Origin of the sequence: Chitinophaga polysaccharea (assembly GCF_007829335.1) — a bacterium.
In the GTDB taxonomy this organism is placed as follows: Bacteria; Bacteroidota; Bacteroidia; order Chitinophagales; family Chitinophagaceae; genus Chitinophaga; species Chitinophaga polysaccharea_B.
The window spans coordinates 114,467-129,701 of sequence record NZ_VIWO01000004.1; the positions used below are offsets into that span (position 1 = coordinate 114,467).

Annotated in this window: 10 protein-coding genes; all 10 read right to left on the reverse strand. The window is 42.1% G+C overall.

The genetic code is table 11. The features are described from left to right. Window positions 1–6 precede the first annotated feature (6 nt). The 10 genes from FHW36_RS15160 to FHW36_RS15205 all read right to left on the reverse strand — a co-directional run bounded on the left by FHW36_RS15160 (window position 7) and on the right by FHW36_RS15205 (window position 15,023). On the reverse strand, window positions 7–3,342 hold the full coding sequence (locus FHW36_RS15160; RefSeq protein WP_186452463.1) for a TonB-dependent receptor: 3,336 nt from the start codon (window positions 3,340–3,342) through the stop codon (window positions 7–9). Window positions 3,343–3,649: 307 nt separating this feature from the next. After that, window positions 3,650–4,810, reverse strand: a complete 1,161-nt coding sequence (locus FHW36_RS15165) for a FecR family protein (protein ID WP_145670411.1) — start codon at window positions 4,808–4,810, stop codon at window positions 3,650–3,652. Between the two features lie 71 nt (window positions 4,811–4,881). Continuing rightward, window positions 4,882–5,466, reverse strand: a complete 585-nt coding sequence (locus tag FHW36_RS15170) for an RNA polymerase sigma factor (RefSeq protein WP_186452464.1) — start codon at window positions 5,464–5,466, stop codon at window positions 4,882–4,884. Window positions 5,467–5,548: 82 nt separating this feature from the next. After that, on the reverse strand, window positions 5,549–7,456 hold the full coding sequence (locus FHW36_RS15175; protein ID WP_145670413.1) for an O-antigen ligase family protein: 1,908 nt from the start codon (window positions 7,454–7,456) through the stop codon (window positions 5,549–5,551). A 32-nt stretch (window positions 7,457–7,488) separates the two neighbouring features. Beyond that, entirely contained in the window at window positions 7,489–10,050 is a 2,562-nt protein-coding gene (locus tag FHW36_RS15180; RefSeq protein ID WP_145670414.1) for a TonB-dependent receptor, read from the reverse strand. Between the two features lie 167 nt (window positions 10,051–10,217). After that, window positions 10,218–11,090, reverse strand: a complete 873-nt coding sequence (locus tag FHW36_RS15185; RefSeq protein ID WP_145670415.1) for a GLPGLI family protein — start codon at window positions 11,088–11,090, stop codon at window positions 10,218–10,220. Between the two features lie 18 nt (window positions 11,091–11,108). After that, complete coding sequence (locus tag FHW36_RS15190) at window positions 11,109–11,702, reverse strand: hypothetical protein (protein WP_145670416.1); 594 nt, start codon at window positions 11,700–11,702, stop codon at window positions 11,109–11,111. A 6-nt stretch (window positions 11,703–11,708) separates the two neighbouring features. Next, complete coding sequence (locus FHW36_RS15195) at window positions 11,709–12,773, reverse strand: BF3164 family lipoprotein (protein WP_186452465.1); 1,065 nt, start codon at window positions 12,771–12,773, stop codon at window positions 11,709–11,711. 177 nt (window positions 12,774–12,950) lie between these two features. Then, window positions 12,951–13,166 carry a hypothetical protein gene (locus tag FHW36_RS15200; protein WP_145670418.1) on the reverse strand — a complete coding sequence of 72 codons (216 nt, stop codon included), beginning with the start codon at window positions 13,164–13,166 and terminating at the stop codon, window positions 12,951–12,953. Between the two features lie 243 nt (window positions 13,167–13,409). Then, window positions 13,410–15,023, reverse strand: a complete 1,614-nt coding sequence (locus FHW36_RS15205; RefSeq protein ID WP_145670419.1) for an O-antigen ligase family protein — start codon at window positions 15,021–15,023, stop codon at window positions 13,410–13,412. Between the last annotated feature and the right edge of the window lie 212 nt (window positions 15,024–15,235).

Genomic DNA, 15,235 nt, shown 5'->3' on the forward strand with positions numbered 1-15,235 from the left:
AAAAAATTAAAAAGAAACATCCACGCCCAGTGAATATGTTTTGGTCTGAGGATAAGGAAACGCAGTATTTCCGTCTGCCGTTACGTTTTCAGGATCTATTCCCGTGTACTTTGTCCAGAGTGCCAGGTTATTACCTTGTGCATAAATGCGGATGTTGCTCATATGTGTGCTATGGGCCAGGGCAGGCAGGTTGTACGACAGCGTTACATTTTTAAGGCGTATAAAATCGCCGGGAGATAAATACCGGGTAGAAGTATTGGTGCCACCATCCGGATTGTTCAGCACTCTCCTGGGATTCTTAGCCTGGTCGCCCGGGTGCTGCCATCTGTCCAGGGCGGCTTTCGACTGATTCAGATATGGAAGGGTGCCATCATTCTGTAAGGCGGCGGTATTATTATCGTACATCATATTCCCGTATTGATAGTAAAGGAATGCTGACAATTGTAATGCATGGTACGAAAACGTATTAGTGATACCTCCAAAGCCTTTGGGCTGTATTTGCCCTACAATTACCCGGTTATCCAGGGAATAACTGTTGGTTATCTTACCATTGATATCATACCATTGTGGCGTGCCGTCCTGGGGGTTCACACCGGCCCAGCGAACCATGTACACGGCGTTGAAAGGTTCGCTTTCTCTTCTCAATTGGTAGCCGCTGATGTTTTCCTTCTGGTAGGCTTTTACCAGCTTGTTTTTGTTGGCACTCCAGTTAGCGTCTACACTCCACTTAAATTGTTTGTTATGTATGATAGCTGCATTGACCGAAACTTCTATTCCTTTATTCATCATATTCCCGACGTTGCCGAATCCGTAGGAATACCCGCTGCTGCCAGGGAGGGACACCAGGTATATCAGATCGGAGGTGAGCCGGTGATATAGGTCAACCGCGGCGCCAAAGCGGTTTTTAAACAGATTGAATTCCAGCCCAAGGTCTTTGCTGAACTGTTTTTCCCATTTGATGTCTGGATTACCCGGGAAAACAGAAAGCATAGCTGTTGCAGCACCGTCATAGTTTCCACCCAGTGAGAGTAATGAATAACGGGTAGTAGCGGTCAGCGAGCTAGAGTTGCCTGCCGTACCAATACTTCCTCTCAGTTTGAGATAGCTGAGCCAGTGGGACGTCTTTTCCATGAAGGATTCATTACTGATTATCCATCCGGCTCCCAGCGACCAGTAGTTACCATAGCGGTTGTGGGCGCCGAATTTTGATGAACCATCTCTTCTTACACTTCCCGACAGCAGGTATTTGCTCTCATAGTTATAGTTAGCCTGTGAGAAGAGAGAATGCTGCGTTTCTTTAGCGCTGTTTCCTGTAGTGCTCAATGAGCCATATACAACTGTGCTGCCGGCTGCTACTTCTTCAAAATAAGGTGCAGTGAATCCCCTGGAGGTCGCTGCTATGCTATTGGCGTAAATGGTTTGTGCCTCCTGGCCCATTAACACCTGCAGCGAGTGTTTCTGCCGGAAAACATTATTATACTGCAACACATTGGTAGAAATAATACGGGTACGTACTCTGTCAAATGCCGATACTTCGCCTAGTCCCTGGATGGTACTGATTGGTAGCCGCAGGTCTGTTTTGGTTTTATCCTGCGATAGCATAAAGTCACCGCCCAGATCTGTCCTGAATTTAAAGTGGTTTAGGAAATACGTTTCTGCAAATAAGGTTCCCATTGCCCGATAATAAATACTCCTGTTCACATTCCATTGGAGTGCGGCCGCGGGATTGGATAAATTGTAGTTGGTACCGGTGGTAGACGGTAGGTAATAGGCGCCGTTCTGCAAATAGGCAGGGTATACTGGTGGGGCGGTATAGGGGAAGCCGAAAAGTTCAGTAGGGTTCTCACTCTGGGACGGCGTTTCCTGCCGGTTGAAACTAAAGGATGTGTTCAGGCCCAAATTGATCCAGCTAGCCGGCCGGTTGGAGAAATTATAACGGACGGAGGCCCTTTTATAGCCGCTGGCCTTTGCAATTCCTTTCTGATCCAGATAGCTCAGGTTCAGGTAAAATAATGTTTTGTCGTTGCCACCGGATAAGCTGAGTTCTGTATTGGTGGTAATAGCAGCATTGTTATAGATCAGGCTTTTCCAGTTGGAAGGCTCATACAATGCTGAATCGCCGGGAGCCTTGGTAAGAGAGGGGAATCTCTTCTTCAGGTCGGCATCTATCGTGGCATCGGTCCATAGGGTAGAATTGGCATTTTTATAGGCTTCTCTCAACAATGTTAAATACTCCTCTTTATTCAATACATCGGGTTCTCTGCTATGGATAAGTGATGCCACATCCACCTGCTGACGGAATTTCACATTTGTTTTTCCCGCATGGCCTTTTTTCGTTGTGATCAGTATTACGCCGTTGCTTGCCTTGGACCCGTATAGTGCAATAGCGGCGGCATCCTTCAATACGGTATAAGATTCCACATCACCGGGATTGATCTGGGCTAGTGGATTGGTAACCGGGGTGGTTCCCAGATTAAAGGAACGTTGGGTCATATCTTGCGTCACCGGCACGCCATCGATAACGAACAAAGGAAGCCTGGCGCTGCCGCCAACGGCTGTAGCAATTCCACGTATTAACATATTGCTGGCGCCTCCGCCTGGCTGTCCGTTACCACCGGTAACCAGCAATCCAGGTACTGTACCCTGGAGGCTTCTGTCGAATGAACGATTAGGCAATGATGCGATAGTTTCTCCTTTCACAACAGATATGGCACCCGTGCTTCTTCGTTGCGTAGTGGTATTGTAGGCTACTACTACGGTGGCATCCAGCTTGCTGATAGCGGCGTTCAATGCAATGGTAAACTGGCGGGCAGCGGAAGGGGTCTTTATAGTGATCTCCCTGGAGTCGAAACCTACATAACTTGCCACCAGTATGCTACCTGCTGATACATTCAGCGTACAGCTACCATCTGGTCCGGTGGCGGCCGACAGGGACGAATTCTTCACCCGGATGGTAGCACCTATCAATGGCGTGCCATCCGATGATTGTACTACAATAGTGACGGGCCAGTTAGCGGGAGGCGATGCAGGAAGAGGTGCGGAAACAGGTGCCTTCCGGGAAAGAATAATGGAATTTCCCCTGATACGGAATTCCAGCGGCTGATCTTTTAGCACCAATTTCAGAAAATCTGCTAGTGGGAGCGCCGATGCCGTTACCGACACCAGCTGGCTTTCAGCCAGGTCGCCCTGGTTATAAAAAACTACGTACCCAGTTTGTTGCTTTACGGCGGTAAATACTTCCTTTAATCCCAGTTTCTTAACTGACAATGTAATCGTTTGTGAAGTTGCGGTAGCATAAATAGTACAGAAAGCGCCCGTTAACAGCAGAGAGGTCAGCTTCATCTGTAGCAGCATGTTGGTTTTACACCGGCTCCTTATCCAGGTTAGCCAGGGGCAATAATTCTTTTTTTGCATAGATTGCATCAGTTACGGTTGATAAAATTGAAGTTTGTCCGTTGAAATTTTCGTCAATCGGAACTATTGCCGGAAGCGGCTCTAATCACTTCCGGCATTTTGTTCCTGCAGGTTGGTTATTGGTTGGTTTTGGTATTCAAGTGGTTTGGTTTAGCCAATAAAACCCCTTCCGGCCATCAGAAGCCAAATGTTTCATTGTTCACTCAATGAGTGTAGTATTAATTTATTCCTACCCCTAAGGCATTACAATCAACTTCCTGTTATTCTCGATCCTGAAATGAATATGTACATCTTGCAGTGTATTTAATATTTCAGAGAGTTTCAAATTACGACTCAATTCTCCGCCGAAGCGTAAATCGGGCACTCCCTTTTCATACACCACTTCAATATTATACCAACGCTCCAGTTGTTTCATTACCTGTTGCAGACTGGCTCCATCAAAATTGAATAATCCGTTTTTCCAGGCCATTACTTTGTCAATATTTACAGCGGTATTTAATTTTATCGGTCCTCCTGCCATAAGCGCCTGCTGGCCGGGTTTTAAGGTAGCTGTTTCTCCTGCATATCTCACCCTGACCGCACCCTCCAGTAGTGTAGCAGTCACGCCTGGTTCATCTTTATAAGCATTGATATTAAAATGGGTGCCCAATACTTCCACTGTGCTGGTTTCATTTATTTTAACCTTAAAAGGCATATTGGTATGTTGTGCCACTTCGAAGTAAGCCTCCCCTGTTATTTCTACCAGGCGTTCCTTGCCTTTAAACGCAACCGGATACCTGATAGTGCTGGCTGCATTCAGCCACACCGCTGTGCCATCAGGTAATTTCATACAGAATTGCCGGCCATTGGGAGTTGATATACTATTATAAACAACGTCACTGGCTCCTGGCGCTGCATCATATACTAGTTGTCCCTTTTGCAGCATTACGCGGACGCCGGTCTGAGTGGCTACCACGCCGTTTGCCATACTATCGAGTTGCATCCGGCTGCCATCTGCCAGGGTGAGAATAGCTCCACTGCCCCCCGGAGCTACATCATTCTGTGCTAAAGGCAGGTGAGCGGTGGGGAGCTGATCAAGCCGGGTTTTCAACAGGTAAAAGATACCGATACCGATTAGCAACACCGCGGCCGCCGCATATGCCAGCAGGCGCCGCAACCTGGCTGTTCTTACCTGGTGTTGTATACGGCCCAGTATAAGTGAATTCAACCGCTTACGGCGGCCCTCCGTTTCATTACCTGTAAACGTATCTTCCATAAATGTTTTTTCCATGGATGCTTCCAGCAGTGCGCGGTAATGATCGTCGTTCAGCAGCGCTGTTAACCGCTCTCTTTCTTCGACGGAGAGATTGCCTGTTAAATACCGGTCCAATAATGAATAAAATTCGCTGTTATTCATACGTTTTGTTTGAAGCTATTTTCCCAGCTAAATATAAAGACGCAGTATTGAGTAGGGCCGGGTAGGGTATTTTAAAAAAAAATTTTGAGGCCGGGTAAAATGAGTAACATAAAGACATTATAATGCAATGCTTCCCTCAACGTATTAAGGGCAGCCACCATATGAAATTTAACCGTAGTGGGGGAAATCTGTAGCTGTACAGCAATCTGCTGGTAGGTGAAATTTTCAAACCTGCTCAGAATGAACACAGCTTTCTGCTGGGGGGGAAGCCGGCCTATGGCCTGCTGTATTTGCTGATAGGTTTCTTTCCATTCCAGTTGTCCGTCGGGGAGCCATCCTTCGTTTAGATCATCATCCGTGGGGGGCGCAGCAGTTTTTAGCCGTTTCCTTACAGCAGAAACAAGCTGGTTGCGGGATAATATAAAGAGATAATTTTTGAAGTTCTCTATTTCAGGCAGCCGGTGGCGGTTATCCCATATTTTCAGGAATACATCCTGTACCAGTTCTTCAGCCTCCTGGCAAGATTTAAGATAGCTGAGGGCATGTGAATATAGCTTATTTCTGTAAAGGTCCAATAGTGCAGAGAAGGCAACCTCATTACCTCTCGCGGTTTCGCTCAGGAGCTCTCTTTCATTATGTGTTGTTTTCTCAGGCAATATTATGCAATGTCTCGGTTGGTTGACGATGCAAACTAAAAGAAAAAATCTGATTATAATAAATCCATTCTCACATTTTCCATTAGTTGACACCTCTTGTTTCATACTTTCTTAGCATATTTCCCGCCTCTTTCTTTATTCTCACTACTTCATAAGAGGGGATCTTAACCGGCATGGTTAAAATTGTGCGGGCAATCTTTTGGGCATTTTCGGTGTCTTTTACTTGGTCATATAGTTTTAGCAATTCCATTTTTGTTGTGAACCTGGATGGAATATAATTACTCAGCCACCTGTAATTTTCAATGGCCATTTTGTAGTTGCCAGCTTTTTTATAGGATCGTCCCAATGCCTCCATATTAATGGAAGAGATAACATACCTTTTAGCTTCTTCCAAAATCGTAACAGCTTCTTGGCTGCTTGCGCTGTCTTTCATGAGAAACATACCGTATTCCGTTAGGAATTTGCCATTATATTTGAATGCTTCATACAGCTGCTCATAGCCTTTTCTTTCTTCTACGTCTGCCAGACCCTGGTTACGCAGCTTATCCCACTGCATTTTTGCCTTCCATTGCTCAAATGAGTTATAGGAACCTAGTGCTGCTATGAATAGCGTAAGACATAAAACGATCTTGCCCGCCAAGGGGCGGATTGTTTTTAGTACATAAAGATATGGCAACCTGGTACGGAAGTTTTCGTCAAGTACCGCCGCTAGCGCAAAGCAGAAGAAGATCAGGAGCAGCAATATATTCACATGAAAGGGATAAGATGTAAAGCCACAGGCAAGAATAGCAATTACGGTAAGTTTTGTGGCATTCAGCAATGGTTGGTTTCTTGTGGATTTTGTTTTGAAGAATAAGATCATAATTATTATAAAGCCTGCAAAGCCGGTTAGGCCAACGGTTTCCATAATTTGCATGTATTCATTGAAAAGAATAAAGCTTTCTGATGCACTAAAATAGAAGTCTTGGGGTGGATTCGGATGACTGGCGAAATAGCTTGCCTGCCATTGCGGATAGTGCCAGGTAAAGCGCCCTATACCCGTTCCCAGCAGGGGATTGTCGCTTAAATGCCCTCCCGCAATGTATAGCTTCATTACCCTGCCAGATGCCGATAACCTTTTTAAATGAAATAGATAATGTATGGCATAGCCCAAGCCTCCAAGGAGTACAAAAGCCAATGAGAGCACAACAGGTCTTGGGAGTTTGTAAAAACGCTTTCTTACCTGAATATTATTATTCATTGCCAGGAAGAAAAATAAGAGTGTTGCCATTGCGATAATGGCAGTCCGCGATTCAGATCGCCAGATAATAAATGCAGAGAAGCCCAGGCAGGCGCTAAAAATTAATATTCTGGCAGCCTTTGAAGCGCTTTGAATCCATGCCGTTGTGCTGTCCTTCCTTTTAGAAAGTATTCCCGTCTTAAAATTAAAAAGTACATAATACAGAAAAGGCAGGTTGGAAACAAGATAACAGCAGTATACGCCAGTGTTTTGCAAGCTTCCTTCAATATTCAATGGGGTGATATTGCATTCAAATTTGTCCATCTGATCAAATGCCAGGTAGAGCTGCCAAAGAAAGGCAACAGATAGCCCACATATTATTACGTGCAATACTCTTAACTTGGCGGTGAGCACAATAATGAATAATAGGGAGATTATTGCAATACAGGTGAAGTACTCATTAGCCAGGCTATAACAGCTACTATATGATAATAATAGGATAAAGATGTTTGATATCAACAGCATGATGAACTGATAGCAACTAATGGCGCTCTTAAACGCATGGATCGAAAAGAAAAGCAGGTACAAAAGCCATCCCGTGATTACTGTAAACGCAGCGAAGTATTGATCATTGTTATCAAGATCAAAATTGAAGGCAAACCTATATGTGAACAGTGCGCAGTAGAAAGCGGTGGTAAGGGAAAATAATATAAATAAACCGGGTAAATATGCTATAGATTTGATAGCGATCTTTTTTAGCTGGATAAACATACCTATTTAACTTATTTCATTAAGCCAGAGGGCTACAGGTCGAAATGTGCTGAAAGTAACAGCATCCTGGGTTGCAGCAAATACCTATAGGTGGCAATCATATTATTGGTAGTGGTCACAATATTGTAATAACGAACATCTGCCATGTTATTGGAGCTTAACCTGAGCTGGAGTTTGCGCCATTGTGGATTTTGAAAATTATATTGAATATAGCTATTCATTAATACGGCAGAAGATATGGTTTGTCCTGTCTGTGAAGACTGCAGGTATTGATTGTCGAAAGAAATACTCAGATGTTTGACAGGATAAATAATAACAGAGGATGTTTCATTGAATTGGCTGTTTGATTGTCGTTGGAATCCCGCAGCAGTTGAAGAACTTGTATTGAATATATATGCCGTAGATACCTTTACTTCTAACCAATCAGAAATTGTTGGGGTGATATTCAGCTTGTAGCTCGATATATTGTTGTTTACATCAAATAATACACCATTCTGCATTTGCTGCGATGTGCCATGGGCGAACGAAGCATTGACAGCAACCATGGTGTTGAATGAATAAATATATTTGCTCGCATTGCAGGTAAGGGAAATATTCTTGCTCGAATTATTAATGGGAAGCGCCGTAACCGTAGTAAGATTGCGCTCAATTGTCTGGGAATCTAAATAGTAATTTTCGTTTAAGCTGTACGCCAGGTCTATATTTGCGAAGAATGCCAGCAGCATTTTTTTGAAGTTGAATCCTATATCAAATGTCTGTGAGCTGCCGATAAGCAAGGGTCGGTTGTATGATGAATAGTTACGGTATCCGTTCAGCAATTTCCCGCCAAATATTTGCGCAAGCGTTGCTGCCTGTTGGCCGAAGTTGTAGGTGAAGGAAAACTGATTTTCCTTGCCCACTTTGCGCTGCCAGCTCAGTAATGGGTTAATAAAAATATGATTTAGTTTATCACGGTTCGTTAAAACGGAGTCGTTGAAGTAATTGATGTGCGTGAAGTTTATGGGGGCTGAAATGTTTAGTTGATCCCTGTCATTTTTGAATGCTATTTGGGGAGTAAGGTAAAATTGTTCTTTTTGCCAGTGCAAGTCATTTGAAAATTCAGCGAGTCCCGTAGTATAATGATTGTTTTGTAACAGTTGAACATTGGAATGAAAATATTGTTGCTGGTAATTCAGGCCGGTGTTTGTTCCGAGTATCCAGTGTCCAAATATGTGGCTGTACGAAATATTGTTATTGGTATAGAATGTAGATGTGCGCTGGAACTGATAGGTATTTAAATAGGGGACGCTGTCGTTCAGGTTGTCTTGCATGGCACCCGGAGATATCGATAATGTTTGTGGAACATTTGAATATTGCGCGGAAGAGTAATAATTGACAAGATGTTTTTTGTGAATTTGAAGATATCCTTGTAAAGTATTGCTGAAGCTGGTATTTTTTGTTGAGTTGTGCTGCAGGATATTTTGCCCGTTCGACAATATTTCCGCGCCCAGGTTGGCACATGTTTGACTGAGGGAGAATGTATTATCAAAGTACGTTTTAAAACTATTTACATTATAATTTAATTGAATGTTGAAAGCGTCAGTTGGCATACTGTTTTTGTTCGATTCATTGTACTTCACTGTATCGTTTCCTGGCAGGTAGTATGCGGTCGACGACTCATTTTCGGTTGATTGCTTATCGTGCAGATAGTATCCATTAATGCGCAAACTTTTGTATTTATTGAATTTGTACATATTGTTGAGGTTGGGCATTATAGCTTTATTAAACAGGGATAGGCTCCTTGCCAGATTGGGCGCGCCACCCAGGCTGCTGAGGCCAGTTTCCCGTGAATAATCAAGCCCCTCATTGTTCGATTTTAGTTCGTTAATGGCCTTATACTTATCATTGAAAACCATGTTGTGAATCGTTCCATTCCACTTTCCGGGGATACCACCTTCCAGTTCGGCATTGTTGATGACATGAAATTTGCCTTTATCTTTTAACGTAACGTTTATGGCTGCCTGGTCCGATGGCACAATACCATTCAACATTTTCACATGCTGATTGTGTTCAATTACCTGCACTTTGGCTATTTCCGCAGATGGAATATTGTCCGTCGCAATTTGATAGCGGTTGTCCAGCAAATTATCTCCTCCAATGTAAAAGTTGTTGATAGGCTTTCCCTGATAGCTGATTATTCCACCATTGTCGACTGTAATCCCTGGAAGGTTTTTGATAATATCACCTAAATATCTATCGCTTTTCTTTGTAAAGGTATCAGCATTATAGCTAATCGTATCTCCTTTCTGCACAATCGGCTTTGTCCCTTTTACAACAACGTCGGGTAAGGTTTTTTGAAGAGATTTAAGTTGGATTAAATTATCCTTGTTCACCAAAACCGGATGTTTTATTAACTTTTCAAAGTTTATGGCATTTACTTTTATGGCCAGGCTATCAATATGGTATTTGTCTGGAATCTGGAAGCTAAAACGTCCACTTTCATTGGTGGTATTAAATGAAATTCCTGCCTGGCTACGATAAATAATGATGCTTACGATTGCCTTATCAATTGGATGATGAATAGAATCTTCCACTTTCCCAAATATATGTGTCATATGTTCCTGACCTTCAGCGCATATGGAAGAGGTCATGAAAAATAACAATAGGACTATCTTTCTAATCGTCATAGGAAAGTGTGATAAAGAGATATTTTTTCTAAATGAAAGCAGGGCATTTAATCTGCCCTGCTTTCCCAGGTTTTAAAAATAGATGCGTCGAATATCTACTTTAAATCAATAGGGTTACTATTTGTGTTACTGGTTTTATTATCTTTTCCAACTGGCTTGCCACTGGCTGCATTTACTCCCGTTACAAATTTTATCTTACCACTGCTGGCGCTGTTATTCCAAAAAGTGGCGGGATCCTTTTTGAATGCATTGTATAATTTATTATACTCTTTGTAGGTGGCCTCAGTGGCGTTTTTAGGGACTCCTATCTTTTCATTGCTTATGTTACTTTCGAGATTGTTGAAAATATAAACAACTTCGTGTTTTTGGTCATAAGCTTCGAGTATCATGCCTGGCAGGCCACTAAGTTTTCTAGGCCCAAAGCTATAAGGAATATCGCTGCAAAACCAGGCAGTGTATAACCTACCATGACTTTCTCCTGTTGCTTTCTGGCAAATATTTCCCTGAATGGTCTTGGTGGAATCTAAAATCTTCCAGTCGATTTTTTTAGCGGTATCTTTTACGAGGTAGAAAGAATTGGCAACTTGCTGCCCGGTAAAAATTTTATTTTGTGGATCCGATATTGTATAAATGACCTCTTGTGAGGAATAGTTGAACGACGATAGCAATGACTGGACGTCGTTATAGGAAGTAGTCGGATTTGCGGCTATCTGCTTCCTGATGTTTTTCTGGATAGCAGAATCACGCATTTTTTTTGAGTAGCTTGTGAACGAGCTGGCTGTTTTGCCGAAGTCCAGCTCCAAATCTTCCTGTAAGAGGTAGTTGGGTTTTGTAGTATCGGGTATATATTGAAATTTATAGAAGACTTTACCCACAATGGCCTGTTCTTTTATGGGAGCATTGGATTGAGCTATAACATTTTTAGTAGCTACTACGAAAAGGATGATAAGGAGGAATTTTGATTTCATTTCTGCTATTTGATATGATTAATGGGAGACAGGGCTAATTGATGCGATTGCTTTTATAAGGTCTTCTTTATCTTTTTCTCCCTCTAAAGGGAAGCCCGTGTATAGTATTTGGGAATCAGCACCAATAAACACTGTTTTTACCTTTCCAGTTGCCGAAATCAGTTTCGGATTTAATCTTAATGTTTCATTGTTGATATCTAATAGGAGAGGGAAAGGGAAATACTTTAGCTTTTGGGTTTTAAATAGATATTTCATATACCTGTATTTGTCATCAGAACGACATAATAACACTATCGGGATTTGATATTTTTTTAGGCTGTCGGAGTAAAAATTATTCCATTTATCTACTTCCACGATACACACAGGGCAGGAAAAATCTACATCTACAATAAGCTTATAGGGCGCCTTCATGAGAGCAGCGCTGTCGGCTGTGCGTCTTTCCGGGTTGGTATAGAAGGTTTCCAGACTTTTTGGCAGTGTGTATTTTTGTGTATTGACCTGGCTAATCGTAGTTGTTTGCTTTGTTATCTCTTTTCCTTTACATCCAACCTCAATCACGTACAATGAAAGAAAAAGGAAGCAGCTGGTAAGTGTTTTGATTGATTCTTTCATTTGGCGTTAGAATATAATGGACGATTTAATGATCTGTTTGCCTACCGGATCTACAGCATATAACTCTTTGTCGTCTTTTGAAACAGCTATACTGCTGACAAGTTTGTCTAAATTAAGTTTTTCTACAGGGGTACCATCCCAGCGGTATATAAATATACTTTTTCCGTAGAACTGATCCGGGCCATCACATTTGTTGCCTGAATAAAGCAAATAAATATACTTATCTGTGGTTGCACCGCCCAGAAACGCATACCTGGTTTTGTTGTTCCGGATGATTTTATTAAAGCCACCCACTGAGCGATATCCCAGCTCTGGCCCGAAATTATCGGGTCCGGTAACTGTTTTCAGTTTTTTATGTTGGGTCAGATCAAACAGCTCAATTCGATCGGTATATCTGCCAGCGCTTACTAACTGGTTGCCGTCAGGTTTCATGAATAGAAAGCTCTCCTGTTTATTTTTCCATTCGAGTGCGGACTCCGTTTTAGGAGCTGAGGTATATTCTCCAAACTCACTGATTATCGTACCTTTTTTCAGATCAATTTTTTGAAGTTCTTTCAGAGATCCGTTATCTCCATTGGCAATGACATTGAATCCTGTATCAAGCAGGCAAATTGAATAGAAAAACTTTGGAAGATTAAATTCTGTGTAGGGAGTACCTCCATTATTATTATTGGGAGCGCTTCCCAGGTTAAATACCACAACTTTACCGGAAGAAATATCCTGTACCAGGAAAAGGCTGTCTTTGTATAAGCCACAGGACAATGGGCTCAAAACTTCCCCGGAGTCTCCTCCAAATTTTACTTTGTCGAAAACTATTCCGGCGGCATAATTTTTCAGGTTAACAAAACTTAGAAGGTGATCATATGAGTTTTGCATGTGACGCAATACCAGGAAGGAATCCTGCAGATGCAAACTGGCAATGCTATTTTCTATTTGTAGGATATTCTGACTCTTTAGAGATTGTTCTTTCGGAAATTTTGTGGAAGGATCCTGATCTTTATTTCTACTGCTGCCTGCAATACAACTAATTAATGCAATTACAGGAAGTAGAAACGAAATTTTTACCGGCATGGGCATATATTATAGGGTTGTAAAAAGTTTGATTGATAATTGTTTGAATGGCCAACAAAATGCGGAGTAGGAGTGAATCAATTTATAGTTATCTATCAAATGCATGGAATGTTATTGGGTGTTAAGTTAATAATACCCAATAACATTCTTAAGGGATAACTGCGGGGATTACTTCAGTTATTGTTGTATTCCGCAGCTGCCACCGTTGTCACTGTTTACACAGCTGGTAACTCCCCATAACTGACCGTTTAATACGATCACGCAATAGTCACTGGGGTTACCGCTCCAACGACATCCACTGAGGGTTTCTACTTGGGAGAACGCTTTAGTTGCGAAGATACCGGCTGAAATGATCATAATGCCGGCGAAGAAGCCAAATAGTTTCTTTTTCATAGAGTTTTTAATTTAGGTATCCGAAGTTAGTTTTCCTATTTAGAATTGACCACCGTTATCTTGATTTTTAGTGATGCTTTTTTGCGGGTTAATACCTCGATAAGTATTACTTTCCTGTGTAATGGATTCCTCGGGTAGGTGCATATTTGTGTTACGAGTTAATATTGCAACGTTTTGGGGAGAGTGATGATGATTAAGGATAAGTGGATATAATAGAAGCAAATGATAGCCCTTACGAGGTATTTATTTAGGAATGTAAGTTCCTGATAAAACGGCTTTAGCATATTCTTTTATTTGCCAGACTTCAGGAGATGACACCTTCGGTTGCATTTCAGTAATCAAGGCCGCGAGTTCTTTGGCCTCTTTCATCCTGAATGAAGATACATATATCTGGAGCAGGATATATTTGGGCAGGAACAGGCCGGGAGTATAGTCCGTTAGCCATTTATAACAAGCGGCTGCGTTTTTATAGTCGTTATTAATCAAATAGGCGTTGCCGGTAGCCTCGATCGTCGCAGATGAGATAAAATGGGCTTTTGCCTGGTGAAGGAGGTCGATGGCATTCCTTGTTTCTGTTGAGTCACTTAACAAGAGTATTCCGTACTCTGTCAGAAATTTGCCATCTTTTTTCAACGCTGCATACGAATCTTTATACACTTGTTTCCGTTCTTCAACAGGTAAATCGAATTCACCTCCCAGTAAGACAGCCCTTTCATTTGCAATATATTTTTCCCACCATCCTGCACTCAATACCATAAATATTATCAGGAGTAGCCTTATCTGGATTGTATTGCCGTTGCTGGAAGCAGTTTTGAAAGCGGGGTTAACGGATTCCTTGAGCCCTATCAGTATACATAGGAAAGCATCGAGAATTAAAATGTTTGTGTGAAAAGGGTAGGAGGTGGCTCCAGCCAGCGCTACAGATAGCAAAGTGGTTTTTATAGCATGGAAGGGATGGCTCCTTGGATATTTTTTTCTGAGAATAAATGCCAGTAATAAAATCAACATCAGCATCTTTAGCGCGCCAATAGTCTCCAATAATTGTAAAAGGTCGTTGAAAATTATATAGGTTTCGCCGGAGGCGTTTATTAAATTCGCCGGAACTTTCGGATTGTTTGAGAAATAGGTTGCCTGCCATTGCGGATAGTACCAGGTGAACTTGCCTGTTCCGGTGCCCCACCAGAAGTGATCTCCGATGTGCTGTAATGCTATCTTACTGGTGAGTATTCGCCCGTTGCTTGATCCCTGTTTAATGGAGAACGAGTAAACCAGAACAGTAATTGCCATAAGCAATACTAGTATTTGTTTAAATTGCCGTTTAAAGATGTGGGATGGTATTTGTAAAGAAACGCCGGCCATTATAAATGATAATACAAACAGGGATGACCTGGAGCGGTTCAGGATAATTACGATGACTATGCAGGCTAGTAATGGAAGTAGTAGTTTTCGGAAGTGCCGGGAGGACATACTACCGGGGAATTCAGACGGGTATAGCAGCAGGTGTAAGATGCTTGCAGCTGAAATTGATAGGTAGATAGAAAATATGCCTGTATTATAAAATGTCCCGGTCAAAGGTTCCTTTTTTATAAACTGAAAGAGCCCCACGGCAAGTTCCAGAAGGGACAATGCTATTTTACTGGCGAAAAATAAGCTGGTAAGCCTGGCGGCATCAATTGATAGCAGGGAGCCGATAATTATCAATATTCCCGTAATTGCGCACAGATATTCGTTGTAGTAATTGAGGTAGCAATATGTGAGGCCGCAGGCGGAAATAAGAAACCATGTAATGGTATTTTTTTTCGCCTTGAAGCGAAATGTATATAGCAAAGCCCAGCCGGTTAAAACGCTGCTTACCATGCTCAGGAAGAAGTACTGGTTTCTTACAGTAAGCTGGTAGTTAAAGGAAAAAATATAGCTAAAGATAAAATAGATAGTGGAAGCAAGGAAGAATGCCAGTGGTAATGTTATCTGAACAAAGATCTTCCCTTTAAAGAATGGAAAGATCTTTTGTTTGGAATACCGGAATATGAAAGAGAAAGGCTTGATAGCATAGGTAAATGAAGCGTCAC